This is a genomic window from Arthrobacter sp. ASL1 (assembly GCF_056680475.1).
Genome location: NZ_CM155284.1, coordinates 1,381,052 through 1,405,708, shown reverse-complemented (window position 1 = coordinate 1,405,708; position 24,657 = coordinate 1,381,052). Strand labels below are relative to the sequence as shown.

The following is a 24,657-nucleotide window of genomic DNA, read 5'->3' as shown; positions in this document are numbered from 1 at the left end:
CTTCAGCTACGCAGTACCTGGTGGACGAATTGCACCGCGACCGACCCTTCGCCGACGGCCGACGCGACCCGCTTGATCGAACTCGCCCGCACGTCGCCGACCGCGAAGACTCCCGGGGAGCTCGTCTCATAGAGGAACGGGTCACGTTCGCCATCCACCGTCCGGTGGCGCCGATCGCCCAGCGCAGAGCCGGTGAGGATGAATCCGCGCGCGTCGCGGATGATTTGTGGCGGCAACCAGTCGGTGCGCGGCGACGCCCCGATGAACACGAACAGCGCGGAGGCGGCAAGTTCGTTCGTGACTCCGGTCTCGGCATCCAGGATCGTCACGGTCCTGAGCCGGTCGGGCCCGCCCACGGAGCTGACGGACGCGCCGCAGCGCACTGAGATGTTCGGGTGTGCGGCGATCTGGTCGACGAGGTAGGCGGACATTTTTGCGCCGAGCTCGTGGGCCCGGCATAGGATCGTCACGGAGCGGGCGTACTCGGAGAAGAAAACCGCCGCCTGTCCTGCAGAATTCGCCCCACCCACGACGACGATGTCCTCGCCCCGTACTGAATCGCGCTCGCTCAGTGCCGCGCCATAGAACACGCCGCGGCCTTCCAGCTCGGCGCTTCCGGGCACGTTGAGGCTGTGGTAGGCGACGCCGCAGGCGAGGATGATGGCACCGCAGCTGATCGCCGAACCATCCGCCAGCTCCAAACGGGGATAGGGACCGGCGAGGTCCAGGCCCACCGTGGTAGTCGGAGCGAGCACGTCGACGTGGAACCGCTTCGCCTGGGTCACGGCGCGGCGGGCCAGATCAGTCCCGGAGATGCCGTTGGGAAAACCCAGATAGTTCTCGATGCGCGAGGACTGGCCAGCCTGCCCGCCGGGGACGAGCTGCTCGATGCAGATGGTCCGCAACCCCTCGCTCGCTCCATAAACGGCGGCCGCGAGGCCGGCCGGGCCCGCTCCGACGATCGCCAGGTCGAACGACTCCGCGTCGGCATGCGTCTTGTGGCCCAGAGCGGAGGCCAGAGCGGCGAGCTCGGGGGAGTGGAGGGTGTCTCCGTTGGGAGTGATCACGAGCGGGAGGCTGTCCACCCCAGCCGCCTCGGACAGCAGCCGGCCCTCCTCGCTGACATCGACGTCGAACCACTTCATGGGGATCTGGTTGCGCTGCAGGTAGTCGCGGATCTCGTGGGTCCGGGCTGACCATCGGCTCCCGATGACCCGGGTCACAGCCTGGGTTGGCTGGTAGTGGGCGTGCCAGTCCCCGAGCAGATCGTCGATGACGGGGAACAACCGCTCTTCGGGGGGATCCCACGGCTTGAGGATGTAGTAGTCCAGATGCAGGTCGTTGATGGCGCCGATGGCGACATCGGTGTCGGCGTAGGCCGTGAGCAAAACGGTCCGTACTTCCGGGAACAGTTCCAGAGCCGCGGTGAGCACCTCGGAGCCCGTGACGTCGGGCATGCGCTGGTCGGAGACGACGACCGCGACGGGATCGCCCCGCACCTTCAACCGGTGAAGCGCTTCGACCGCCTCCTGGCCGCCTGAGGCGGTCAGCACCCGGTAGTGGCGTCCGTACCGGCTGCGGAGGTCTCCGCGCACGGCGCCGAGCACGGCCGGATCATCGTCCGCGACGAGAATGACCGGGCGGAGCGGGGCGGACGGGCTATCGGTCATGGCTGGATCCTGGGTGCTGGCGGATTACCGTGTGCGTCATCGGCAACGGGCCGTCGAGGCGGCAGCCAGACCCGGAAAACGGTTCGCCCGGGAGCGGACTGCACGTCGATGTTGCCTCCCGTGCCGCGGATCATGTTGAACACGATGTTCAGGCCCAGCCCCGTGCCTTGCCCCGGCGGTTTCGTCGTGAAAAACGGGTCGAACACCTTGCCGACCGTCTCGGGCGCAATCCCGGGGCCGTCGTCTTCGATCTCGACAGAGACGCCGCCATCAACGGCCCGTGTGCGGATGGCGAGGTGTCCGGAGCCGCCCAGCGCATCCGCGGCGTTGTCGATGATGTTGGTCCACACCTGGTTCAGCTCACTGCCCAGGGTCTCGATACGCGGCACGTCGGCACCGTAGTCGCGAACAACCTCGATGCCCTGTTTGAGCTTGGATTGGAGCATGACGAGGGTGCCGTCCAGGCCCTCGTGCACGTCGACGTCCTGCACGGCCGCGCGGTCCATGTAGCTGTAGTCCTTCAGCGCGCCGACGATTTCGGAGATCCGCGCCGAGCCGTGCCCGATCTGCGCGATGAGCCCGTAGGCGGTGCGAGCCTCGGCCAATGCAGTGATGGCGCTGCCCAGATGGCCCGGTTCGAAGGAACCAGCGAGGGCATCCAGTCCCTCGGCGTCCATGCCCAGGTCCACGAGCGGACCCGCGGACTCCCAGGATGCGCCGAGGCAGTGCGCGGCCAGCCACGTCTCGACTTCGTCCTCACGGTCGCCGCGGCTCAAGGGGTCCAGCCGGTCGGCATCCGCCGACTGGGTCGCAGCACCTTCGATGAGTTCGGCCAGCCGGCCGGCCTCGGCGGGCCCCTGGGCTGCGCGGGCCAGGGTGAGTAGCGCCGCGCAGGTCTTGGAGAACGCGTCTTCGAGCAGGGCCGCGCCGCGACGCGCCGCGGCGGCGGGATTGTTCAGTTCGTGGGCCAGTCCTGCGCTGAGCCGACCCAGCGTCGCCAGCTTCTCGTTCTGGACGAGGGCCGCGGAGCGTTCGGCCACCTCCTCCTCCAGCTGTCGTTGATAGGCGGCCTGCAACGCCTCGGCCTGCTTGCGGTCGCTCACGTCCCGGAAGAACGTATGCGTCGCAACGAATCGACCGTCTCGAAATCGACCCGTCGCATTCCCCTCGACCGGGAAGCTGTGTCCGTCCTTGGCAACGAAGGTGACCTCGACATGGTCGAACGACTTCCCGCTCATGATCTGGCCGATGAGCAGCGTGCAGTGGTCGTGGTCGATCTCGGAAACGATGTCGAACAGTGTTAGCCCGGGCAGCTCCTCGGGGGTGTAGCCGAGAAGATCGTGCCAGGCGCGGTTGACGAACCCGAAGTGTCCATCCGGGAGGATGCTCTGCACGATGTCGTGCGCGGATTCGATGAGGTCCAGGTAACGCCGTTCGCTTTCGCGCATCTGGGCCTCGGCTTCGTGCCGAGGTGTCAGGTCACGAACGACGGCGCGGAAGGTCTGTTCGTCGGGTTGCCCGACGACCGTCCACAGCAGCCACCGGGCGGACCCGTCGGCTGCCAGATAGCAGTTCTGAAAGCGGGCAACGGTGGTGCCGTCCCGTGTTGTATCCAGGTGCCCACGCGTGGACTCGACGTAGTCCTCATGGACGAAACTGCTGAGTGGTTGCCCGAGTAGTTGTCCGGTGGTCCAGCCGAGCAGTGCCGCCCAGCCGCCGGTCGCTTCCCGGAACCGCCCATCGAAACCGAGGACGCAAGCCAGGTCGGCGCTCTGGTCCAATAGGCGCGCCGAGACCGCGTGGGGCCACGAGTCGATGCCGAGCCCGTCGTGCGGCATGGGATGCCCCTTCACGGAACCTCCGCCCGCCGAACGGCGGGCGGTCATAGGAATATACACCTGTTTGACAGCAAACGGAGGGGGTGCGAAGTCCCCTCTTCGGCGTACCGATACACGCCTTCGGCGTTCCGCGGCGGATCTGCCGGGGTATTCGTGCGCGGCGGGAACGAGGAACTGGTTATTGTTGGGTGGCTACCAGGAAGTCGAGGGCCCGGCATGCCCGCCAGACGGTCCACAGGAGGAAGATGGTCGAGCCGATCGCCGCAGCCCCCGCGAGAGCCGCTGGCAGTGGCAGCCGGCCGGCAGTCAGATCGAAGCTCAAGGCAGCGACCACCCCAAATCCCGCGGACAAGACCCACAAGATGAGGGCCACGGCAAAAAGGTGTGTCACCGGATGCGGTCGTTTCATGATTTCCCCCTGTGTACACCGGACGGACCAGCAGGACGGTGGTCCGTCCGGTGAAGTTTTGGTCATGCTACCCCAGTCGGGGCGGCTTGCGGCTTCCGCACCGGGGGCGGCGAGACGGGCCAGAACGTGGTGACAGCCGATCTTGCTCGCAGGGGTCTGGCTTCACTTCTGTCGACGCTTTAGCGGCCCGTCATTCGGCCTGGTCCTCGACGCTGACCCCGGTGACGTTTTCCAGTTCGGAGAGGTGGTGGACCAGCTCGTTCAGGTCCCCGGTGCCTTCGATTTCCAGTTCCACGCTGACCTCGTCGGCCCGCAGCGGGCGTTCGGTGCCTTTCATGAGACGACTCATCGCTCCGCTGCTGCCGCTGTCCCGCTGCGTGGTGAATCCCTGGATTTGGTATCCCTGTTTGGTGCAGGTCTGCAGGATCGAACGCAGGGCACCGGTCCCGTCCACGTATCTGGCCTGCAGTGCGTGGTCGGTTCGATTGCCCAATGATGTGCGGCGGACAATCCACGGGTACGCGGAGGCCACCAGATAATGGGCGAGGACCACAAATATGGCCGGGATGACGAGTCCGGCACCTGACGCGGTCCCAACGGCAGCAGTGAGCCAGATGGAAGCCGCAGTGGTCAGCCCCCGGACCCGGTTGCGCCGCACGAAGACCAGGCCCGCTCCGATGAAGCCGATGCCGGACACGATCTGGGCCGCCACACGGGACGGGTCGAGGTTGACGTGGTTCTGCACGTCGGCCGCGATGACGTCCGCGAAACCATACTTGCTGACAATCGTGAACAGCGCTGCGCCCAAGCCCACGAGCGTATGCGTGCGCATGCCCGCGGACTTGGCCTTGAGCTGGCGTTCGAACCCAATGGCCGTGGAAAGGACCAACGCCACTGCCAGGCAGATGAGCATCTGCCACCAGGTGGTCCCGACGCCCAGGATCATGGGCTCTCCTTGGGCCGATGTTCGTCCAGCGCTGCCTGCCAGATCCGCAGTGCCTGGGGCCCCACGCCGTGCATTTGGGAGACCTCGTTCCAGGGGCGCTTGGACAGCTCCGCGAGCGAGGTGATGCCGGCGGCGGCCAAGGCGCGCTCTGCAGGGGCGCTTGTCCGCGGCAGGTCGCTCCCCGGGGTGGTCTCCATGGGGCGGACTTTACCGCATGGCACCACTGCGGGGAACGGCCGGTGCGGGCCGCACGGCCGCGGCCGGGAATGGCAGGCCGTTTCCCCTTACCGATGTTCGACGGCGGTCGACAGTAGCAGCCGGACGCTTGTGACGCGCGAATAATACTCGAACACGTCCACGGTGCCGCGGCAACACGCCGGATGCACTTCGACCGTGGCCCCACCAGGCGACGGCCCCCGATAGGAGACACCGTTGAAGAAATTCGACCACCCGGCCCGGCGCCTGCTCGCGGCCTTCGCCCTGGCCGTCGCGCTCGTCGCCGGATCCATGGGAGGGCCCGTCGCGGACCTGGCGGTTGCGGCCACGGCGAAGCAGACGTCCGCCAACCTGAACCTGCGGACCAGCGCGTCCACCTCGTCCCGTGTGGTGACGACGCTCAAGAAGGGGACCAAGGTCAGCGTCTCCTCCACGAGGGGCAGCTGGTCCAGGGTTTCCGTGGGGAAGAAATCCGGCTGGGTGTCGTCGAGGTACCTGGTCAAGCCAGCCCCGGCCAAGAAGAAACCTGCTCCCACGAAGAAGGCAGCAGCCAAGGCCCCCGTGAAGAAGCCGGTCGCCAAGATTGCGACGACGAACGTCAACCTGCGCTCCGGTGCCTCGACGAAGTACAGGGTCATTACCCTGGTGAGGAAGGGGACCAAGGTCTCCGTCAGCTCGACCAGGGGCACCTGGTCCAGGGCCACGGCCAGCGGCAAGACCGGATGGCTGTCTTCCAAGTACCTCAAGCACGCGCCGAAGCCGGTGGCGAAGAAGCCGGTAGCCAAGGCACCTGCGAGGAAGCCGGTCGCCAAGGTCGCGACGACGAACGTCAACCTGCGCTCCGGTGCCTCGACGAAATACAAGGTCATCACCCTGGTGAAGAAGGGCGCCAGGGTCTCCGTCACCTCGACCCAGGGATCCTGGTCCCGGGTCGCGACGGGCGGTAAGACCGGATGGCTGTCCTCGAAGTACCTCAAGAACCCTCCGAAGCCGGTTTCCAAGCCGAAGCCCAAGCCCGTCGCGAAACCGAAGCCGTCACCCGCAAAGCTGAAACCAACGCCGGCCAAGCCGGCAACGCCCGTCAACTTCGCCACCACGGTCAACCTCAACCTGCGCACGTCGGCACCGTCCGGTTCGGTCCTGGTGACCATCCCGACCGGAGACACGGTCACGAAGACCGGCTCGGCGGCGCAGGGCGGCACCTGGGTCCAGGTGAAGTACGGAACGACAACCGGGTGGGTCTCCCAGGCCTTCCTCAGGACGGCGGCCAAGCCCTCGGCCACCAGGGTCCCCACCAGTTTTGCCGTCACCGGTGCCGGCTGGGGACACGGCGTGGGCATGAGCCAGTACGGCGCCCAGGGCCAGGCCAAGGCCGGCCGCAGCTCAGCGGCGATCCTGAACCACTACTACGCACCGGCGACGATGTCCTACACGACGTCCCGGGCGGCGTCGGATATCCGCGTGCAGGTCCTCTCGGCATCGACGTCCTCCGTGGACCCCGCGAATGGTTCGCTGCGGCTCCTGGACGGTTCCAAGGTCCTGGCCACGACGAGCGGGAAGGTCTCCCTGTCGGTGTCATCGGGCAAGGTGAGCGCCAAGATCGGTTCCAAAACCTACCGCCCCGCGGGCAAGCTGACCGTTCAGTGGCAGAACACCCGGTTCTGGCGCTCGGGCTCGCAGGCCACGACCGTTGCCGTCCCCAAGGCCAACGACGGCTACGGCACGGTGAACTACCGCCACGGCAAGATCGAGGTCGGGGTGCTCGCGGGCCGGCTGAACCTCGTGAACATCGTGCGGCTGAACGATGAATACCTCTACGGCCTCGCAGAGATGCCGTCGTCGTGGCAGCCCGCGGCACTGCAGGCCCAGGCCGTGGCCGGGCGGACCTACGCCATGCGGAACATGTCGTCGCTGAAGAAGAGCTGCGACTGCAACGTCTACGACGAGGTCGCCTCGCAGAAGTTCACCGCGTGGAACAAGGAGAACGAGGGATCCGGCGCCTACTACGGCAAACGCTGGAAGGCAGCCGTCGACGCGACCAACCGTCGCAATTCGGCCGGCACCCCGGTCTCCGCTGCGGTCCTGCTGTACTCCGGCTCGCTGATCGACGCGGTCTACTCATCGTCCACCGGCGGACGGACCCGCAGCTCGGCCACCGTATGGGGCAGCAACCACGCTTACCTGCAGTCCCGCGACGACCACTGGTCGCTGCTGGCCTCCAGCGGCAACCCGAACCGCTCCTGGACCAACACGGCTTCCCAGTCGCAGGTGGCCAGGGCCTTCGGCGCCAGCAACGTGACCGGCGTGAAGGTGGCCAAAAACAGCGACCTGACGATCAAATCGGCGACCGCCACCACCTCGACCGGCATGGTGCGCACGATCAGCGGATCGAAGTTCCGCTCCGGAATCGCCACCAAGAGCTCCTGGGTGACCGGCATGGCCGGCCGGTAGTGGTCCGGTCCGGGCCTGGCCGTCCCGGACCGAGCAGGACCACATGGCCATGAAACCTAACCTATGATCAAAGTGCGCTGGAACTGGGTGGTCCAGCGCCGCTTGGGGCACTCTGCCCGCAAGCAGGGGGAAAGCGGCTTTTTCGCTGCCCACTTCATCCACACCAAGGGCAGTACCCCGTTATCCCGACCTGTGAATGTAGGGCGCCAAAATGAACAAGACGAAGAAACTGCTGTGGTCCACCATGTCCGCGGTGGCACTGATTGCCGGCACCATCGGCGCCGGACCCGTGTACGCGGCACCGGCCAAGGAGACCGTGGTCTCCCCGCTGAAACCCAATACCTACCGCTTCTCCTCCACCCAGGGCCCGCGCTGCATCCCGGTGCGCAACGGCACCACGATGCACCTGGGCCAGGACCTCGCGGCCAGCAACGGCAACCCGATCTACGCGGTGGCCAACGGCGTCGTGACCGCAACGCACAACGGGGTGTACGGCGGCACCGCCGGCTACATCGTCGTGCGCCACCTGCTCGGCGGCAAGACCTATTACACCGCCTACATCCACATGTACAACGCCGGGAAATACGTCCGGGTCGGCCAGAGCGTCAAGGCCGGCCAGCGGATCGCCGACGTCGGCAGCTCCGGTGCCTCGACGGCACCTCACCTGCACTTCGAGGTGTGGGGCTCCGCCGGCTGGATGAAGGGCCCGACCATCGACCCGATGGCGTGGCTGAAGCGGTACGGCGTCGACATGAAGCGCCACGCCACGACCGTCTACAACTTCACGCTGCCCAAGAGCTGCAACTACTGGGCCGCGAGCGACCTGAACCTGCGGGCGACCTCATCGTCGTCGTCCAAGCTGGTCAAGCTGGTCCGCAAGGGAACGCCGATGACCTCCGTGCCCGGCGCCTACGCGAACGGCTACGTGCGGGTGACCGCGGGGGGCACCAACGGCTGGGCCCTGCACGGCGCCGTTTCCCCGTCCCGCGTGGCCGCCAACCCGCAGAAGATCGACGTCAAGCCGGTAGCGGCGGGCCTCTACTACTACGCCACCGCCAACGTGAACTACCGGCAGGGCCCCTCGACCGGGTATTCGGTGCTGGGCACGGTGCCCAAGGGTGGCCAGGTGAAGGTCACCGGCACGTCCAGCGGCTGGATGCGCGTCACGTACGGGTCCAAGACCGGATTCATCTCCGCCACCTACCTGAGCCGGACCCGGCCGGCCGCTCCGCCGGTCAAGGCCCCGGCCAAACCGGCGCCCAAGCCCGTCGTCAAGCCGTCGGTGCCGGCCAAGTCGACTACCCTGCAGGTCAAGTCGAACGTTTACCTGCGAAAGGGCGCCAGCACCAAGCAGGCAGTGGTGATGGTCCTGCCGAAGGGCGCCCAGGTCGCCCAGCTTTCCGCCTCGGCGGGCTGGTCGAAGGTCACGTACAAGGGCAAGACCGGCTACACGTCCACGGCCTACCTGATCGCCCCGGCCAAGGCCCCTGCCAAGCCCAAGCCCGTCGTCAAGGCCCCGGTGAAGAAGCCGGTCGTCAAGGCTCCTGCCAAGGCGCCGGTGAAGAAGGCCCCGGCGAAGACGACCACCAAGCAGACGAGCGCGAACCTCAGCCTGCGCAAGGGCGCCTCGACCTCGACGGCGCGCCTGCTCGTCATCCCGAAGAGCGCGAAGGTCTCCGTGGCCTCGACGTCCAGGGGCTGGTCGAAGGTCACGTACAAGGGCAAGACCGGCTACGTGTCGGCGAGCTACCTGAAGAACGTGGCGGCGGCGAAGCCCGCGGTGAAGAAGCCGGTCGTCAAGCCCAAGCCGGTCGTCAAGGCACCGGTCAAGAAGGCCCCCGCCAAGGTCGTCAAAACGGTCACGAAGCAGACCAAGGCCAACCTGAACCTGCGCTCGGGGGCCAGCACGAAGCACAGGTCGCTGCTGGTCGTCCCGCGGAACGCGAAGGTCTCCGTGGCCTCGACGTCCAGGGGCTGGTCGAAGGTCACCTACAAGGGCAAAATCGGCTACGTGTCGGCGAGCTACCTGCAGAACGTGGCGGCGAAGCCCGTGGTGCGCAAGGCCGCCGCGAAGGCACCGGTGAAGAAGGCGCCGGCCAAGAAGGTCGTCAAAACCTCCAGCAAGAAGACGACGGCGAACCTGAGCCTGCGCGCCGGAGCCTCCACCTCCAAGAAGCGGGTGCTCGTCATCCCGAAGAACGCCAGGGTCACCGTGGCCTCGACGTCCAGGGGCTGGTCCAAGGTCACCTACAAGGGCAAGACCGGCTACGCCTCGGCGAAGTACCTGAAGTAGCGCAGGACCGGTAGCAAGCAGCACGACGGCGGTGTCCCCGCCTCGGTCTTCACCCCCACCGGGGTGCGGTGGCCGGGGTGGAGGCACCGCCGTCGTCCTCTGTCCGGGGTCGGCGAATTCGGCACCGGTGAATTTGGTGCCGGGCGGAGCCTCCGGTACCCTTTCTAGGTACGCCTCCGCGGCGCACGACCCCGGATCTTTAGCTCAGTTGGTTAGAGCGTTCGCCTCACACGCGAAAGGTCGCTGGTTCGAGTCCAGTAAGATCCACCACACGAAAAACCCCCGGCAGGCGCCGGGGGTTTTTGCGTGCGCGGACCGCCGAATCAGTCGTGTTGGAACCACTTGTCGGTCCGGGTAACCGTTTCCGCATGGGCCGAACCGTTGAGCTTCACGGTGATCCGTTCCAGCTCCGGGGCGTCGAAGTAGATGTTGTCGAGGATCGTGACGGCGGTCCCTCGTAGCTCCTGGTCGATCGTCCAATAGGGCATCTGTGCCACCGTGGAGTGCGGCAGCGAGGCATCCATGGTGACCACGAGTTCCCCGGGCGCAGAGGAGGACCAGGAATCGATGAGCCGGAATCCCACCGCGAGCCCGGCGACGCTGTCGGCGCGGATCTTGGTGAGCCACTGCCGGCCGGAGATCGTTACGGATTGGAGATGGGGGAGCGGCATCCAGACACGAAAAACCCCCGGCACCTGCCGGGGGTCGTCGCGTCCAGGGGCCGGCTCAGCCCGCCAGCATGTCCAACACCAGCGGCTTGACCTTGTCGCCGAGCAGCTCGATGCTGCGCTGCATGGGGCCGTGGGGGAGCGTTCCCGCGCTGTACTTGATGTCGATGCGGGAGAGCCCGAGCGTGCCGGCGATCGTGGCCATCTTGCGCGCGACCGTCTCGGGGGAGCCGAGCAGCAGGTTGCCGTTCTCCCCGGCGGAGGCGTTGAAACGGATCCGGCTGGCCGGCGGCCAACCGCGCTCGGCGCCGAGCCGGTCCATGGTGCGCTTGTAGTGCGGCCAGAGGATTTCGGCGGCCTCCTCGTCGGTGTCCGCCACCAGGCCGTGCAGATGCGCGCCGATCTTCTGCGGCTGCTGGCCGAACTCCTCCAGCGAGCGGTGGTACAGCCGGGTCAGCGGCTCGAACGCGAGCGGATTCCCGCCGATGATCGCCAGGAACAGCGGCAGGCCGTGCCGGGCGGCGCGGACCACCGATTCGGGGCTGCCGCCCACGCCTACCCAGGCCGTGAGGCCATTGGCGGTCGGCGGGAAGACGCGCGTGCCGCTCAGCGGTGCCCGGGTGCGCCCGCTCCAGGTCACCGGTTCCTCCTTGAGCAGCTTGGCGAACAGGGCGAGCTTCTCATCGAAGAGCACCTCGTAGTCGGCTAGGTCGAACCCGAACAGCGGGAACGACTCGACGAAGGATCCGCGGCCCAGGATCGTCTCGGCCCGCCCGTTGGACAGGGCGTCCAGGGTGGCGAACCGCTCGAAGACACGGATGGGGTCATCGGAGCTGAGCACCGTGACGGCCGAGCCGAGCCGGATGCGTTCGGTCCGTGCCGCGATCGCGGCCAGCACCACCTCGGGGGCGGTGACGGCATAGTCGTCGCGGTGGTGTTCGCCGACGCCGAAGAAGTCCAGGCCTGCCTGCTCGGCGGTCACGGCCTCCTCGACGACGTTGCGGATGACCTGGGCGTGGGGGAGCAGGGCGCCGGCGTCGTCTTCGGTGACGTCGCCGAACGTCTCGACGCCGATCTCAAGCTGTGTCATGGATCCTCCAGAAGTGGTTTACATGCATTCGCATACAATAACCCGTTTGTGGCGGCGGGTATTCCCGCCCGGCCGGGGTCCTGTTCCGCCGAGTGGCCGGCCGGTTTGACGGCCGCCGTTTGACGTTGGACACACTGGCCCGCAAGGCCCTCTTGCGGGGGCCGCCGCGGTTGTAGAGTTGGCTGCGGAACACCCCGCCAGAACAGGAGACTTCGTGCCCGACCGCCAGACGCCGGAGCCCTCCGAGACCACCGAGCGCCCGGAGGACCCGAACCCACCCGTCGGGTCGATGCCGCGGATCCCGACGTCAGAGATCAAGCAACCCGCCGGTCTGTTCAGCCGCCTGGGCCTGACCGGTTCCCGTGCCACCGAGGATGACGGCGATCCCGGCGCCACCGGCGATGCCGATGCGTCCCCAGGCTTCCACGAGGACTGGGTGAAGACCGAGCCCACTGGCGCCCTGGCCTACATCCCTGAGGCCCTCGAAACCGACGAGCAGGCCCGCCCGCGCACCGACCACGTGTTGCCCAGCGGCAGCGTCGACCTGCCCGGCTCACCGGATGACCGCTCAAAGACCGAACCCGACTGGGACGGCGTGACCCCGCGAACCGCCGAGGCACCCATCGTGTCTGCCCCCGGCGGAACCCCCAAGACCCCAGCCCCCGCCACCGGCGCATCGGCGGCTGCTGCCCCGGCTGACACGGAAACGTCCCCCACCCCGGCCACCGCCCACACCGGTCCAGCGGGTGCGTCGGCCCCCGCGACGTCCGACGCGCCCTCCGGCAGGGGCCGCAAGACCCGTCCCGGCTGGCCCGGACGCCCCGGCAGGCCATCGAACCGCTCCACCGCGCCCGGGACCGGCACCACTGCACCGGCGGCCCCCGGCGGCCCCCGCAAGCCCACCGCCTGGAAGATCCCGGCGGCCCGGCGGCCCAAGCCCGCACCCTCGGTGCCCCCGCCGACCACTACGGTCCCCATCGACCCCGCGGTGGCCCGTGTCGGCAATGTGGTGCCGCCGGAGGCCCGAACCGGACTGCAGACCGCTGCCCAGCAGGTCGTTGTCCCGGGTACGACCCGTTCGCCGTGGGCGCCGGTGCGTCCGGCGAACCCGCTGCCCACCGTGGCGCGGGCCGCGAGCAGGGCCAATCCGGTGGCCCGGCGCATGTTCTCCAAGATCATGCACACCGAGTCGCCGCCCACGCAGGCGTTCTCGATCGTGGACCGCCTGGTCGGCAGCCCGTATGCCAACCCGACGATCCAGCAGGCACCGGAGTTCGATGCGAACGCCCGCCAGATCCTGGAGTTCGCCTTGGACATGGCCGAGGCCATGTTCCGGTTCGGGGCAGGTGCCCTGCAGGCGGAAACCAGCGTCATCGCCGTGACGGCCTCGCTGGGGTTGCGCAACGTCGACGTGGAAATCACCAACCAGTCGATCCACCTCAACTACGCTCCGAAGGACCAGAACCCGGTCGCACTGCTGCGCGTCGTGCGGTCCTGGACGAGCAACTACCGCGGCCTGGCGAACTTGCACGGACTGGTCTCGGACATCGTGGCCGGCGAGGTGACCCGCACCCAGGCGGCTGACCGGCTGCACCAGATCCTGCGCCAGCCCAAGCCCTTCCCCGGCTGGATGGCCACCGCCGGCGGTGGCGGGTTCACCGCAGCCTTCGTGGTCTTCATCGGTGGCAGTTGGCTCGGGGCGCTGCTGGGCTTCGTCTCCTTCTGCCTGATCACCCAGATCATGGACACCGTCGGCCGCTGGCGGGTCCCCGAGTTCTTCACCATCGGGCTCGGCTCGGCCGTGACGACGGCGATCGCGATGCTGTTATGGGCGGTCAATGCGCCGATCTCCCCGGCGGTGGTCGTGGCCGGTGGGATCATGCTGCTGCTGCCCTCGTCCCGGTTCGTCTCGGCAGTACAGGACGCCATCAACGGCTTCCCGGTCACCGCCGCGGGGCGTTTCTTCTCCTCGATGTTGATCTACGGGGCGATCATCGCCGGCATCACCGCGGCCCTGGTGACCGGCGCCATGTTGGGCATGAAACGTCTGGACGTCGCCAACGTGGCCCAGATCGACTACCCCAAGCCGTTCCTGGTGTTCCTGGTCTTTGTGGCCGTGGCCTGCGTCGGCGTGTTCGAACAGACGGCGCACTCCCTCGTCCTGCCCACCGCGGGCGTCGCCATGACCGGCTACCTGGCCTACCTGCTGGCCGAGCAGCTCGGCGTGGGGGAGCGGCTGACCCCGGCGGTGGCCGCGGTCGTGGTCGGCGGGCTCGGGCGCTGGGTCGCGTTGCGCATGGGCGCCCCGCAGCTGGTGGTCGCCGTCCCCGCGGTGGCCTTCCTGCTGCCCGGCCTGATGATCTTCCGTGCGATGTACGGGATCACGATCGATGCCGGCGACATGTCGATCGGCCTGATCCAGATGTTCAACGCCTTCACGATCATCCTGGCGATCGCCGGCGGCGTCGTGCTCGGCGACACCGTGGCCCGTCCCCTGACCAAGGGCTGGAACACCCACGAGCGCCGGCGCATCCGCCGGCGCTGACCGCGCTCTCCTACAGCCCTGGCAGGGTGTTTTCGGGGGCCGGTTCGGCGGCCGGGAGCCGCCAATCCACCGGCTCCGCCCCCTGGTCCGCCAGCAGTTCGTTGGCCCGGGTGAACGGGTGCGAGCCGAAGAAGCCGCGCCGCGCAGACAGGGGAGAGGGGTGTGCGCTGGTGATCACCGGCGTCGTGCCCAGCAGGGGTTCGAAGCGCTGGGCGTGCCGGCCCCAGAGGATCGAGACCAGCGGGGTGCCGCGGCCGGCCAGTGCCGTCAGCGCCGCGGTCGTGATCTCCTGCCAGCCCAGCTTCTGGTGTGAATTGGTCTGCCCGGCGGCAACCGTGAGGATGGGGTTCAGCAGCAGCACGCCCTGGTCGGCCCACGGCGTGAGGTCGCCGGTGGCGGGGAACGGGTTGCCGGTGTCGGCGGTGTATTCGGCGAAGATGTTGGCCAGGCTGCGCGGCAGCGGGCGCACGGCGGCGTCCACGGCGAAGGCCAGCCCAATCGAGTGGCCTGGCGTCGGATACGGGTCCTGGCCGAGGACGAGGACCTTGACCTCGGCCATCGGGCGGTGGAAGGCGCGCAGCACGTGTCCGGGGGCGGGAAGGATGAGCTCCCCGGCATCGCGGCGCCGCGACAGCTCGGCCTCGACCTCGCGCAACCGTGGCAGCACCGGATCCAGGGCCAGCGCCCAATCCGGGGCCATTGGCCAGGGGGTCTGCGGCGCATCGGTGTCCATGGGCCCATTCTGCCCGGCGGGACGCGCCGCACGCCAAATGACATCGATGTGATTCGCCCCTATCATGGAGGGTGGGGAAGACCCCGCGCGCCGGCGACGGCCGGGCCGCGGGATGCAGCAACAGAGACGGCCCGAGGAGGCACATGATGGCGGTTCAAGCCGGCGAGCTGGAGTTCGACGTCGACGAGACCAGTGCCCTGGACGAACGTGACCAGCGGATCCTGGCCCTCGAGCGCCAATGGTGGAAGTACGCCGGCGCCAAGGAACAGGCCATCCGCGAGCTCTTCGACTTGTCGGCGGCGAACTACTACCAGCTGCTCAACGCGCTGATCGACACGGACGCCGCGTTGGCCCATGACCCGATGTTGGTCAAAAGATTGCGTAGACTTCGATCGACGAGGCACCGCGCACGTAGCGCCCGCCGGCTGGCAGGCGATGCGTAGGGCGGAGGGCCGCGCCACCACCTGCCTGACGCACCAAAGGAACCAAGGACAGCGATGACGAAGTACCCGAACGACGAGTTCGACAGGGTCCCGGAATTCACCAACCGCAAGGGTGTCCACCGCCAGGCCATCGTCGGGACGGCCGCGCGCCGCTCGCCGCTGGGGTGGATCGTGGCGTTCGGCGTCCTCGCCCTGGTCGTCGGGCTCTTCAGCTACTTCGTCCTGCCGCAGCTGACCGGCGAGCCGGTCGCCACCACCGCTGCAGCATCCTCCAGCTCATCCAGCGCTCCGTCCGCGTCCACCTCGGGCGACGCCGGTGCATCGTCCGCGACGCAGGGCGCCTCCGGGGCCGCGACCGACGGTGCCGGTGCATCCGAATCCGCCGCGGCCGCCGCGGCTGCCGCCTCGAAGGCCGCAGCCGAGTCTGCCGCCGCCGATTCCGCGGCAAAGGAATCCGAGGCCGCGGCCTCCTCCAGTTCGGCGGCCGCCGCATCGTCCAGCGCGGCCAACGCCGGGCCCGACCTGACCACGAAGATCGGCGTCTTCAACGGATCGCGCCGTTCCGGACTGGCGGCCTCCGGCCAGAGCACGCTCTCCGGCGCCGGGTTCACCAACGTCGGCGCGGCAAACTGGACCAAGAAGGTCAACACGTCGATCGTCTACTACAAGTCCGATGCGGACAAGGCCACGGCCGAGAAGGCCGCCAGCGCCCTGGGGATCGGCACGGTCTACCAGACCTCGAACATCCCCGGTTCCATCGCCGTCGTCCTCGGTTCCGACTTCTAGGAACGAGCCGCACCGCCGGCGGACACCCGGCGGACACGCCCGGAACCTGTGCTCCTGGCGAACGCTTGCCGGTCAACTTCGGTGTATTTTCACGAAATCCGCGCCAACGGCTTGCACTCTCGGGTGGGGAGTGCCAATAATTGACTTAGCACTCGGGTGTTGGGACTGCTAAGCGCGGCACGGATCGAATCCGTCGTCGTGCAGCGCGGCCCCACACACACCGCGTGACCCCCGGATCAGTTGCAACGAGGGTAGGGGAACGGCGTTCAGACAACGCAGGACCCCCACCCGTCCGTCGCGGGCGTTTCAGCTGGACCATGAATTCGCATGACTGTCCCGAAAGGACCACTAGCCACTATGGCCAAGATGATTGCATTTGACGAGGAAGCACGCCGCGGCCTCGAACGGGGTCTGAACACCCTGGCCGACGCCGTCAAGGTGACCCTCGGCCCGCGCGGTCGCAACGTCGTCCTCGAGAAGAAGTGGGGCGCCCCCACCATCACGAACGACGGCGTCTCCATCGCCAAGGAAATCGAGTTGGACGACCCGTACGAGAAGATCGGCGCCGAGCTGGTCAAGGAGGTCGCCAAGAAGACCGACGACATCGCGGGCGACGGCACCACCACCGCCACCGTGCTGGCCCAGGCCCTGGTCAAGGAAGGCCTGCGCAACGTTGCCGCCGGCGCCGACCCGCTGTCGCTCAAGCGCGGCATCGAGAAGGCCGTCGAGGCAGTGACCGCCGAGCTCTTCGCCTCCGCCGTGGAGATCGAGACCAAGGAGCAGATCGCCGCCACCGCGTCGATCTCCGCCGGCGACACCCAGATCGGCGAGCTCATCGCCGAGGCACTGGACAAGGTCGGCAAGGAAGGCGTCATCACCGTCGAGGAGTCCAACACCTTCGGGCTGGACCTCGAGCTGACCGAGGGCATGCGCTTCGACAAGGGCTACCTCTCGGCCTACTTCGTCTCCGACGCCGAGCGCCAGGAAACGGTCCTCGAGGATCCGTACATCCTGATCGTCAACTCCAAGATCTCGTCCGTCAAGGACATGGTCGCCATCCTCGAGAAGGTCATGCAGTCCGGCAAGCCGCTGCTGATCATCGCCGAGGACATCGAGGGCGAGGCCCTGGCCACCCTGGTCGTCAACAAGCTCAAGGGCACCTTCAAGTCCGTCGCCGTCAAGGCACCGGGCTTCGGCGACCGCCGCAAGGCCATGCTGGCCGACATCGCCATCCTCACCGGTGGCCAGGTCATCTCCGAGGAGGTCGGCCTCTCGCTCGAGACCGCCACCCTGGACCAGCTGGGCACCGCCCGCAAGATCGTGGTCACCAAGGACGAGACCACCATCGTCGAGGGTGCGGGCGACGCCGAGGAGATCTCCGGCCGCGTCAACCAGATCCGCGCCGAGATCGAGAACTCCGATTCGGACTACGACCGCGAGAAGCTGCAGGAGCGCCTGGCCAAGCTGGCCGGCGGCGTGGCAGTCATCAAGGCCGGTGCCGCCACGGAGGTCGAGCTCAAGGAGCGCAAGCACCGCATCGAAGACGCAGTGCGCAACGCCAAGGCAGCAGTGGAAGAGGGCATCGTCGCCGGCGGCGGCGTAGCCCTCATCCAGGCCGGCGAGAAGGCCTTCGCGAAGCTGACCCTGGAAGGCGACGAGGCCACTGGCGCCAACATCGTCAAGGTCGCCATCGAGGCTCCGCTGAAGCAGATCGCCTTCAACGCCGGCCAGGAGCCAGGCGTCGTCGCCGACAAGGTGAAGGGCCTGCCCTCGGGCCACGGCTTCAACGCCGCCACCGGCGTCTACGAGGACCTGCTCAAGGCCGGCGTGAACGACCCGGTGAAGGTGACCCGCTCTGCCCTGCAGAACGCGGCGTCCATCGCGGGCCTGTTCCTCACCACCGAGGCCGTTGTCGCCGACAAGCCGGAAAAGGCTGGTGCCGGCATGCCCGGCGGCGATGACATGGGCGGCATGGGCGGCATGGGAGGCTTCTAGCCACCCGGGCCTTCCAGCCCTACCCATTAGTACGACGCCGGCGCGGCCACCTCACGGAGGTGGCCGCGCCGGCGGCTTTAACCGGCGGCTGCCTCGGAGCGGGGTCAGGGCGCCGGGTAACCCAGGTCGGCCAGCTCGGCGGTGAGGTTCTCCCGGGCGGCCACTTCCCATAACTGCTGGCCGGTGGCCGTGGCGTACAGCGGGACCGTCGCCAGCAGGGTGCGCAGCACCTCCGCACGGCCGACCGCGAAGTCCGCCTCGGGGACGTGGGCGTACTCGCGGCGCACGGCGGCCGCGTAGCGGGCGTAGGCGGGCCGGGGCCGGGCCAGGACCTCCAGGTCCGCGTCGCACAACAGGCGTCCGCCGGCGTCGTCCGCCTCTGGCCAGTGGCTGGCGGTCAACCGCACCAGGCGGGCGACCTCGGTCACCTCGTCCGCGGGGACGCCTGCGGACGGGAGCAGCCGTTCCGACAGTTGGGCGGACTGCTCCTCGTCCTGCCCGGCGACGCCCCGGTAGACGGCGTCGTGGAACCAGGCGGCCAGCCACGGTGCCCGCGGGTAGGGGCCGACCGGCTCGCCGCGTGAGCGCAGCAGGTCCAGGGCCCGCAGTACCGCGAGCAGGTGGGCGCGGTCGTGGTACTGCCGGTGGGGCTCGGACCAGCGGCTGATCAGCCGGGCGGAAAGACCCGGATGGCCCGGCAGCAGGCGGTCCCACGCGTCGGTGAGGACGCCGTCGAGGCGTTCGGGGCGCTGCCGGGCCGGGATGCGCACGCCGGAACGGATGAGGCGCCGGGCGAGCTCGGAGGCCGGTACCGGCAGCGCACCGCGGGCGACGAGATCGTCGAACCGCTTGCGCGGCACGTCGTAGTGGTCGCGGTCGAAGGCGCGGTTGGTGAGTCCGGCGGCCGCGGCGAAGGCATGGAGTTCCTCGACCGAGACGTCGGAGACCAGATGCGAGAACTCCGTGCCGTGGGCGGGCCACAGTGGGGGATCGATGAGGATGGCCATGGGCCCAGATTACCCGGAGCGCCGCGACCGATCAGGCCGTGGCGCCCAGCGGGGTTAGTAGATGGGCATGCTGCCCAGCACCTTGGCGGCCCGCTGAATGATGACGGCGGCGGCCGCGGTGGCTTCTTCTACATCATCGGCCGTGGCGACCGGCCGATCCAGACTGGGGTATTCGGTGTCATTGCGTAGTGGTCGCATCCAACCGAAAGGCTCAAGATCTCTGCCTAGTGGCGGGTGCAACTGTGCTCGTACGGCCTCATACAAAGTGGCGTGGGCGCCCGCGCCTCTGGCGCGGAGTCCTTGATTGGCCAAGACGGCCGCCAAGGCCTTCCGCGCGGCGTCGTAGGCCAGCTGGAAAGCCCCTGCAGTGTCCACTGGTGCGAGTAGCAGTGCTGACTCCAGGTGTTTTACGGCCTGATCGATCATGAGGTCTGCGAGCTCGCGGCTGGCGGCGACCCGTTCGAGTTGTCCCCGCTTCAGGAGATCATCGACGACTGCCCGACCCTGCGCCCAGCGGTTGATACTCATGCCGCAGCCTGTAAGGAAAGTTCGACGATCGGCTGGTCCTTGACGGTCCGCTCGAACGGCCCGTCACCGTTTTCCCAGGCTTGGCGGGTGGATCTATGGATGTTGACCTCACGACCCAAGCGGCGGCCTGCCTCCGTCGCAGCGCGCGCCAGCTCCGTGCGGTTAGGCGACCCGAGCACCAGGACATCGATGTCGTTGGGCGGCGGTCCGGGGATGCCGGACCGGCGCGCTGCCCACGAACCGTAAATATATGCGGACTCCACGTCATTGACACTTGACAGGACGTCCTGGAGGACGGGCCGCGGTCCGTACGTATCGATGATGATCTCCGACATCGGGCCATAAATCCGGTTGGAGGTGTTCGCCTTGATGACGCGAGTTCGGCCCACACGGCGATCGAGAAGGAGCCCGAACTCAATCAAACGTTCGACTTCCCTGTGCACCGTGGCTCCGAGGGCTCCAGTTTGCCGGGCCAAGTCGCTGAGGCTGAACTCACGGTCGGGGCTCAGCAGAAGCACGGCGAGGATGTCGCCCTGTGCGTCAGAACGCATGAACGGGGAGAGAGATGGGCTATGACTCTTCATATTCGGTGATGGTACATTCATCGATTGTGAAAGTGAAGCCGTGTGGGCCTCATCGACGGAGCGACGGGCCGGGCAAGGACTCCCCCCCCTTTCACCTCTCTACGCCCCGCGGCCGCGGAGCATATACCGGCCCTGATGTCACTTGTTCAGGCAGTGGCGCCCAGCGGGGAGCGCAGCGGCCAATCCTGGCCCTCGAGGATCACCTGGGCACAGGCCCCGGTTTCGGGGTTCACGAGCACCGGGGCCAGCAGGTTCACCGTGGCCTCGCTATCCGACGTATTGACCAGGGTCAGCACGGACAGCTGCTGCTTCGCTGGGGAACCGACGAGGGCCAGCTGCTCGGCGGAGAACCGCGGAGTGTAGTCCGGCAGGTGCGTGGCCGCATCCAACACGAAAAAGCGGATGTCCGGGCTAGTGGCCGAATCGAGTGAGTAAAGGCCCACGGCATCCTGGACCGGTTCGAGGGTGAACTCGGTCAGGTCGGTGAGCCCGGGCATTGGGGCGGCGAAGGCCAGACGCGTGCTCATCGCAGGAAGTCCATCAGCGTCGGCTGCAGGACCTTGGCCGAGGCGGCCAGGGCCGCCTGGTAGGCGACCTCCTGGGTCTTCAGGTCCAGGATCGCGGTGCCCAGGTCGATGTCCTCGACGGCCGAGCGCCGGCCCTCCAAGACGACGGCGTCGTCGAGCAGCGACGACTTCGCGGCCAGGACCGTGGCATGGCGGACACCGACGGAGGTCTGGGCGTCCCGTACCTGCTGCATGGAGGCGTCGACCTGATCGATGCGGGAGGAGATGTTCGTCCCGGCGCGCAGGTCCTTGATGATGTTGCTGATCAGCGAGAACACGTCGTCTCCGCCTTCCTCGGCAGGGCCGAAGACGGCCGTGGCATCCGTGTCCACGCGGATGGTCGTGTTGGCTCCTGTGCGTCGGTCGACGCTGCCGCCGGAGGGCGGGATAGTGACGGAACCGTCGTCGTTCTTCACGACGGCAACGCCGGCGTCGGAGGTTCCGGCGAAGATGGTGCGCCCGGCGTAATGGGTATTCGCCGCATCCATCAGGCTGTCGCGCAGCGTCTCGAGCTCGATGGCGATGGCTTCTTTGCCGTTGGCATTGATGCTGCCGTCGTTGGCTCCGCGAACGGTGAGCTCACGAACGCGATTGAGGACGGTGGTCGCCGACGCCAGCGCGGTGTCCGCGGTGGCCAGCCACCCTTGGGCGTCGCCGACGTTGCGGCTGTACTGGGCGTTGGCGCGCGTCTCGGCACGGACCGCCATGGAGGTGGCCACGCCTGCGGGGTTGTCGCTGGGCTTGGAAATCGCTTCGAGCGAGGAGGCATTGGTCTGCGCCGTGGCCAGCCGCTGCATGGCGGTCTGCAGATTGCGGGTGGCGGCGGCGCTGATGCCGGCGTTCGTGATGCGGGTGATCATGGTTCCTTCCCCTAGCGTCCGACGATGCCGGTGCGGTTGATCAGCGTATCGAGCATTTCATCGACTGCGGTCATGACGCGCGCGGCGCCCTGGTAGGCATGTTGGTAGGCGAGCAGTGCGACGTTTTCCTCATCGAGTGAAACGCCGGTCGCCGATTGCTGCTGGGCTGCCGCCGCGTTGTGGGCGAGAGCAGCGGTGACAGACTGCTGCGCTTCGGCCTGGGCTGCCAGGCCTGCGGAGACGACGACAGTGGACCATTGCTTGTCTGGGCCGTCCTTGCTCGTCGCGAGATCGGCAATGAGAGAGGCATTGGAACCGTCCAGCTTCCCGCCGTCTTCGCCACGCGTTGCAAGTTCGGCTGCGGAGCCGACAATAACGGAGAGGTCAGCGGCAGTCGTCTTGTTTGGATCGAAGAAATTACTGTCCGTGACGCCGCCGGCCGTAGTACCTTGCCGGTGGGCCTGGTTGACGGACTCGACGAGGTTCTTGGCTACGCCATCCAGCGAAGCGGCCATTTGGGCGATGGCGCCACCGGTTCCCGTGCCATTGGCCGGGCCGAGGAGCGACAGTGCGCCGGCAATGCGTCCGCCCTGCACATCGAAGTCCACGGTGGGGCCGCCATCAGCACTTCCGAGGGCTTCGCCTCCGGCGACAGTCAGCGGGGTGGAAGCCGTACCGGAAACCAGGACCTTCTCGCCGATCTTCACCTCAAAGCTGCCCGCATTTTCGCTTGAAGTCGCCCCGGAGAGCTCGGCCAGCCGATTGACCAGCATCGCGCGGTGGTCCAGCATTTCGTTGGCGTTGCCGCCAGCAGCGATCGTGGACTTGATGCTTCCGTTGAGTTCGGCCACACGTGCCGCAGTGGAGTTCAACTCCGAGGCCATCGTGTCGAGCGCGGTGCGCTGCGCGGACCACTGGTCGGAGAGCTCGCCGTGCATGAGCTCCAGCCGGTCGGCGACAGCGTTCGCGCTGGAGATCAAGACGGTCGCAGGCGCCGCTTCGCCTGGCTGGTTGGCGACGCCCTCCCAGGCGTTCCAGAACTTGCCCAGCAGGGCTGACAGCCCGTTCTCACCGGGCTCGCGCAGGGTCGCCTCGATGTCCATGAGCGCCGCGGCCCGGGTATCGGCCTGGCCGACGGCACCGGACGTTGAGTTCAACCGGGCGTCCAGGTGGGCGTCGGCCAGCCGGGCGATGCCGGCAACCGAAACTCCTTGGCCGAGGCCGGGACGGGAGGCGATCAGCCCCGTGGACGCCAGAGCACCCACGGCAGTGAGTTCGGCGCGTTGACGCGTGTAGCCGGGGGTGTTGACGTTGATGATGTTGTTACCGGTGGTCTCCAGGCCCATGCGGGCGGCATTCAGCCCGGTCATCGCCGTGTTCAATCCGCTAAAGGTGCTCATGGTCTCGTCCTAGAGGCTCGTGTCGATGATGCGTGCGCCGACGCGGGTGGCAGCCCCGGTTCCGGTCTTGTCGTAGCCGGGTCGTTCGTCGTCGAGCGTGGCCAGGGTCTCCTGGGTGGAGCGGTAGGCCGCACGCAGGTATTGTTCGTTGGCTTCGCGCAGGGTGGCGATCTGGTCGGTGATCTCCCGCAGCGCGGTCAAGTGTGCGGCCAGGATGTCGGTCCAAGGGCCCTTGGGCGCCTGGGCGGCAATGTCGGCCAGCGGTGCGTCTGCGGGCAGTCCCCACGCGGTTGCGACCGAGGCCGCTTCGACGGAACGCGTCAGCCCGGCAGTGTGCACCTTCTCCAGGATGCTTTCGACTTCGCGGGTGGCCATGCCGATCCAGCGGCTCTTCCCGGAAACCAAGAGGAGCTGTTCTTCCTCGAGCTTGAACTGGAGAAGCTCCAGCAGCTCACGTTCTTTCCACAACAGTGCGGATAATTCATTGGCACTCATGCGCCACGATCCCCTCGGCTTGTCGGGTAGACCTCACGCCTATCTTCCATGTTGCCCCCCGGCATACAGGAGTCTATCGGCTGGCTTTTCGACACCGTTAGGAGCCCCACACAAGAAGAACGAAATTAGGGGTATCCAAATTCCACAAAGTTAAACTAATATCTGCTGTGGGGGGGATTTTCGCTCTGCCCCAAGCGGTCGGTATGGCTGGCCGCTATTTACTTGATTGGGGCGAGTAAGTGGATAGTTCTGTGCGCAACCAGATGGTTGTCGACAATCTTCCGTTGGTCGGTTATTTGGCCGCCGAGATGTGTGCCAAGGCCACCCATCTCTCACGCGAGGACCTGGTTTCAGTGGGCACGATCGCCCTCATCACGGCAGCCGACTCCTTCGATTCGACGCTCGGTGTCCCCTTCGGCGCCTATGCCCGCCGGCGCATCGTGGGCGCCTTCGCCGACGATATGCGTTCCAGCGACTGGGCCACACGTGGCGCCCGCAAGCGCATCAAGGAAACCAAGAGCGTCCAAGAAGCGCTGACCGCTGGCCTAGGGCGCACGCCGACGACGGCGGAGCTCGCCCACGCACTGGGCGTCGCCGAAGACGAAGTCCACGCTGCTATGCAGGATGCCGCCCGTACCGTCGTCGGCATCGACGATGTCATGGCCGACTACCTGGTCGCCGAAACCGAAACTCCCGAGCAGCGACTGCTCGCCGATGAGCGCACTGCAATGGTCCGCACCGCCGTCAAGGTGCTCCCGGAGAAGATGCGCCACATCGTCCAGCGCATCTACTTCGAGGGATCGACGGTCAAGGAAGTTGCCGCCGAATTGGGAATCACCCACTCGGCAGTCTCCCAGCAACGCTCGGAGGCCATGCGTCTGCTCCGCGACGGTATGCAGGCCCACTATGCCGACACGGAGCAGAAAGCTGCTCCCGAACCGGTTTCTCGCGTGGCGGCCCAACGTCGTAGCGGATACCTTAAGGCCTTTGGCGAGCAGGCTGCCGGCGGGATCGCCCGCACTGCCGACGTCGTACACCGGCTCAATCCGGCTGCGCCGGCGCTCTGACGGAATCTTTTCTTCCATACAACTAACGCCCATAGGGAGTCCTGCCGATAGGTGTGGTTGAGGTCCA

General features: G+C 67.4%; 22 protein-coding genes and 1 tRNA gene. 8 read left to right on the top strand and 15 right to left on the bottom strand.

Annotated features, from left to right (window positions below; genetic code table 11):
* Window positions 1-2 precede the first annotated feature (2 nt).
* The 5 genes from AC1MEQ_RS06650 to AC1MEQ_RS06630 form a co-directional block, all read right to left on the bottom strand.
* Entirely contained in the window at window positions 3-1,670 is a 1,668-nt protein-coding gene (locus tag AC1MEQ_RS06650) for an NAD(P)/FAD-dependent oxidoreductase (RefSeq protein WP_479795100.1), read from the bottom strand.
* A complete protein-coding gene (locus AC1MEQ_RS06645; RefSeq protein WP_479795098.1) occupies window positions 1,667-3,508 on the bottom strand; it encodes a PAS domain S-box protein in 1,842 nt (613 codons plus the stop codon). Before AC1MEQ_RS06645 ends, AC1MEQ_RS06650 begins: the two co-directional genes overlap by 4 nt.
* Before the next feature lie 178 nt (window positions 3,509-3,686).
* Window positions 3,687-3,917 carry a hypothetical protein gene (locus AC1MEQ_RS06640; RefSeq protein WP_479795096.1) on the bottom strand — a complete coding sequence of 77 codons (231 nt, stop codon included), beginning with the start codon at window positions 3,915-3,917 and terminating at the stop codon, window positions 3,687-3,689.
* Window positions 3,918-4,107: 190 nt separating this feature from the next.
* The gene (locus AC1MEQ_RS06635; RefSeq protein WP_479795094.1) at window positions 4,108-4,863 is read right to left on the bottom strand and encodes an MgtC/SapB family protein; all 756 of its coding nucleotides are present in this window, start codon (window positions 4,861-4,863) and stop codon (window positions 4,108-4,110) included.
* Window positions 4,860-5,060, bottom strand: a complete 201-nt coding sequence (locus AC1MEQ_RS06630) for a helix-hairpin-helix domain-containing protein (protein WP_479795093.1) — start codon at window positions 5,058-5,060, stop codon at window positions 4,860-4,862. The genes AC1MEQ_RS06635 and AC1MEQ_RS06630 overlap by 4 nt, the downstream gene beginning before the upstream one ends.
* A gap of 235 nt (window positions 5,061-5,295) precedes the next feature.
* On the opposite strand from AC1MEQ_RS06630, the gene AC1MEQ_RS06625 reads away from it, so the two are divergent.
* From AC1MEQ_RS06625 to AC1MEQ_RS06615, 3 genes are all read left to right on the top strand, one after another.
* Window positions 5,296-7,530, top strand: coding sequence for an SH3 domain-containing protein (locus tag AC1MEQ_RS06625; protein ID WP_479795091.1), 2,235 nt, complete (start codon window positions 5,296-5,298; stop codon window positions 7,528-7,530).
* A 211-nt stretch (window positions 7,531-7,741) separates the two neighbouring features.
* On the top strand, window positions 7,742-9,823 hold the full coding sequence (locus tag AC1MEQ_RS06620) for an SH3 domain-containing protein (protein WP_479795089.1): 2,082 nt from the start codon (window positions 7,742-7,744) through the stop codon (window positions 9,821-9,823).
* Window positions 9,824-10,016: 193 nt separating this feature from the next.
* A tRNA-Val gene (locus tag AC1MEQ_RS06615) sits at window positions 10,017-10,093 on the top strand.
* Window positions 10,094-10,146: 53 nt separating this feature from the next.
* Here the strand turns inward: AC1MEQ_RS06615 and AC1MEQ_RS06610 are convergent.
* Window positions 10,147-10,494: a hypothetical protein gene (locus tag AC1MEQ_RS06610; protein WP_479795087.1), complete on the bottom strand. Its 348-nt coding sequence runs from the start codon at window positions 10,492-10,494 to the stop codon at window positions 10,147-10,149.
* Between the two features lie 55 nt (window positions 10,495-10,549).
* Complete coding sequence (locus tag AC1MEQ_RS06605; RefSeq protein ID WP_479795085.1) at window positions 10,550-11,581, bottom strand: LLM class flavin-dependent oxidoreductase; 1,032 nt, start codon at window positions 11,579-11,581, stop codon at window positions 10,550-10,552.
* A gap of 214 nt (window positions 11,582-11,795) precedes the next feature.
* Between AC1MEQ_RS06605 and AC1MEQ_RS06600 the strand changes: the two genes are divergently transcribed.
* A complete protein-coding gene (locus AC1MEQ_RS06600; protein ID WP_479795083.1) occupies window positions 11,796-14,126 on the top strand; it encodes a threonine/serine exporter family protein in 2,331 nt (776 codons plus the stop codon).
* Window positions 14,127-14,136: 10 nt separating this feature from the next.
* Here AC1MEQ_RS06600 and AC1MEQ_RS06595 read toward each other — a convergent pair whose 3' ends face one another.
* Window positions 14,137-14,859, bottom strand: a complete 723-nt coding sequence (locus AC1MEQ_RS06595; RefSeq protein ID WP_479795081.1) for a uracil-DNA glycosylase — start codon at window positions 14,857-14,859, stop codon at window positions 14,137-14,139.
* Between the two features lie 143 nt (window positions 14,860-15,002).
* On the opposite strand from AC1MEQ_RS06595, the gene AC1MEQ_RS06590 reads away from it, so the two are divergent.
* The 3 genes from AC1MEQ_RS06590 (at window position 15,003) to groL (ending at window position 18,083) form a co-directional block, all read left to right on the top strand.
* Window positions 15,003-15,302: a DUF3263 domain-containing protein gene (locus tag AC1MEQ_RS06590; RefSeq protein WP_479795080.1), complete on the top strand. Its 300-nt coding sequence runs from the start codon at window positions 15,003-15,005 to the stop codon at window positions 15,300-15,302.
* A gap of 54 nt (window positions 15,303-15,356) precedes the next feature.
* Window positions 15,357-16,088 carry a LytR C-terminal domain-containing protein gene (locus AC1MEQ_RS06585; RefSeq protein ID WP_479795078.1) on the top strand — a complete coding sequence of 244 codons (732 nt, stop codon included), beginning with the start codon at window positions 15,357-15,359 and terminating at the stop codon, window positions 16,086-16,088.
* A gap of 357 nt (window positions 16,089-16,445) precedes the next feature.
* Complete coding sequence (groL, locus tag AC1MEQ_RS06580) at window positions 16,446-18,083, top strand: chaperonin GroEL (protein ID WP_479795077.1); 1,638 nt, start codon at window positions 16,446-16,448, stop codon at window positions 18,081-18,083.
* 104 nt (window positions 18,084-18,187) lie between these two features.
* On the opposite strand, the gene AC1MEQ_RS06575 is transcribed toward groL, so the two are convergent.
* From AC1MEQ_RS06575 to AC1MEQ_RS06545, 7 genes are all read right to left on the bottom strand, one after another.
* Window positions 18,188-19,090, bottom strand: a complete 903-nt coding sequence (locus AC1MEQ_RS06575) for a DUF4031 domain-containing protein (protein WP_479795075.1) — start codon at window positions 19,088-19,090, stop codon at window positions 18,188-18,190.
* Between the two features lie 54 nt (window positions 19,091-19,144).
* The gene (locus AC1MEQ_RS06570; protein ID WP_479795073.1) at window positions 19,145-19,618 is read right to left on the bottom strand and encodes a HEPN domain-containing protein; all 474 of its coding nucleotides are present in this window, start codon (window positions 19,616-19,618) and stop codon (window positions 19,145-19,147) included.
* The gene (locus AC1MEQ_RS06565; RefSeq protein ID WP_479795071.1) at window positions 19,615-20,202 is read right to left on the bottom strand and encodes a hypothetical protein; all 588 of its coding nucleotides are present in this window, start codon (window positions 20,200-20,202) and stop codon (window positions 19,615-19,617) included. Before AC1MEQ_RS06565 ends, AC1MEQ_RS06570 begins: the two co-directional genes overlap by 4 nt.
* Before the next feature lie 146 nt (window positions 20,203-20,348).
* Entirely contained in the window at window positions 20,349-20,729 is a 381-nt protein-coding gene (locus AC1MEQ_RS06560; protein ID WP_479795069.1) for a flagellar assembly protein FliW, read from the bottom strand.
* A complete protein-coding gene (locus tag AC1MEQ_RS06555) occupies window positions 20,726-21,628 on the bottom strand; it encodes a flagellin N-terminal helical domain-containing protein (RefSeq protein ID WP_479795067.1) in 903 nt (300 codons plus the stop codon). The genes AC1MEQ_RS06560 and AC1MEQ_RS06555 overlap by 4 nt, the downstream gene beginning before the upstream one ends.
* Before the next feature lie 11 nt (window positions 21,629-21,639).
* Window positions 21,640-23,028 carry a flagellar hook-associated protein FlgK gene (gene flgK, locus AC1MEQ_RS06550; protein WP_479795065.1) on the bottom strand — a complete coding sequence of 463 codons (1,389 nt, stop codon included), beginning with the start codon at window positions 23,026-23,028 and terminating at the stop codon, window positions 21,640-21,642.
* Window positions 23,029-23,037: 9 nt separating this feature from the next.
* Entirely contained in the window at window positions 23,038-23,523 is a 486-nt protein-coding gene (locus tag AC1MEQ_RS06545; protein WP_479795063.1) for a flagellar protein FlgN, read from the bottom strand.
* A 251-nt stretch (window positions 23,524-23,774) separates the two neighbouring features.
* On the opposite strand from AC1MEQ_RS06545, the gene AC1MEQ_RS06540 reads away from it, so the two are divergent.
* Complete coding sequence (locus AC1MEQ_RS06540; RefSeq protein ID WP_479795061.1) at window positions 23,775-24,590, top strand: sigma-70 family RNA polymerase sigma factor; 816 nt, start codon at window positions 23,775-23,777, stop codon at window positions 24,588-24,590.
* The last annotated feature ends 67 nt before the right edge of the window (window positions 24,591-24,657 follow it).

Excerpts from the sequence above, each read along its gene's own strand:
- AC1MEQ_RS06545 (WP_479795063.1), bottom strand. The coding sequence starts at position 23,523 with ATGAGTGCCAATGAATTATCCGCACTGTTGTGGAAAGAACGTGAGCTG.
- AC1MEQ_RS06595 (WP_479795081.1), bottom strand. The coding sequence starts at position 14,859 with ATGGACACCGATGCGCCGCAGACCCCCTGGCCAATGGCCCCGGATTGG.
- AC1MEQ_RS06570 (WP_479795073.1), bottom strand. The coding sequence starts at position 19,618 with ATGAGTATCAACCGCTGGGCGCAGGGTCGGGCAGTCGTCGATGATCTC.
- AC1MEQ_RS06585 (WP_479795078.1), top strand. The coding sequence starts at position 15,357 with ATGACGAAGTACCCGAACGACGAGTTCGACAGGGTCCCGGAATTCACC.
- groL (WP_479795077.1), top strand. The coding sequence starts at position 16,446 with ATGGCCAAGATGATTGCATTTGACGAGGAAGCACGCCGCGGCCTCGAA.
- AC1MEQ_RS06560 (WP_479795069.1), bottom strand. The coding sequence starts at position 20,729 with ATGAGCACGCGTCTGGCCTTCGCCGCCCCAATGCCCGGGCTCACCGAC.
- flgK (WP_479795065.1), bottom strand. The coding sequence starts at position 23,028 with ATGAGCACCTTTAGCGGATTGAACACGGCGATGACCGGGCTGAATGCC.
- AC1MEQ_RS06630 (WP_479795093.1), bottom strand. The coding sequence starts at position 5,060 with ATGGAGACCACCCCGGGGAGCGACCTGCCGCGGACAAGCGCCCCTGCA.
- AC1MEQ_RS06590 (WP_479795080.1), top strand. The coding sequence starts at position 15,003 with ATGATGGCGGTTCAAGCCGGCGAGCTGGAGTTCGACGTCGACGAGACC.
- AC1MEQ_RS06565 (WP_479795071.1), bottom strand. The coding sequence starts at position 20,202 with ATGAAGAGTCATAGCCCATCTCTCTCCCCGTTCATGCGTTCTGACGCA.
- AC1MEQ_RS06620 (WP_479795089.1), top strand. The coding sequence starts at position 7,742 with ATGAACAAGACGAAGAAACTGCTGTGGTCCACCATGTCCGCGGTGGCA.
- AC1MEQ_RS06575 (WP_479795075.1), bottom strand. The coding sequence starts at position 19,090 with ATGGCCATCCTCATCGATCCCCCACTGTGGCCCGCCCACGGCACGGAG.
- AC1MEQ_RS06605 (WP_479795085.1), bottom strand. The coding sequence starts at position 11,581 with ATGACACAGCTTGAGATCGGCGTCGAGACGTTCGGCGACGTCACCGAA.
- AC1MEQ_RS06645 (WP_479795098.1), bottom strand. The coding sequence starts at position 3,508 with ATGCCGCACGACGGGCTCGGCATCGACTCGTGGCCCCACGCGGTCTCG.
- AC1MEQ_RS06640 (WP_479795096.1), bottom strand. The coding sequence starts at position 3,917 with ATGAAACGACCGCATCCGGTGACACACCTTTTTGCCGTGGCCCTCATC.
- AC1MEQ_RS06650 (WP_479795100.1), bottom strand. The coding sequence starts at position 1,670 with ATGACCGATAGCCCGTCCGCCCCGCTCCGCCCGGTCATTCTCGTCGCG.
- AC1MEQ_RS06610 (WP_479795087.1), bottom strand. The coding sequence starts at position 10,494 with ATGCCGCTCCCCCATCTCCAATCCGTAACGATCTCCGGCCGGCAGTGG.
- AC1MEQ_RS06555 (WP_479795067.1), bottom strand. The coding sequence starts at position 21,628 with ATGATCACCCGCATCACGAACGCCGGCATCAGCGCCGCCGCCACCCGC.
- AC1MEQ_RS06635 (WP_479795094.1), bottom strand. The coding sequence starts at position 4,863 with ATGATCCTGGGCGTCGGGACCACCTGGTGGCAGATGCTCATCTGCCTG.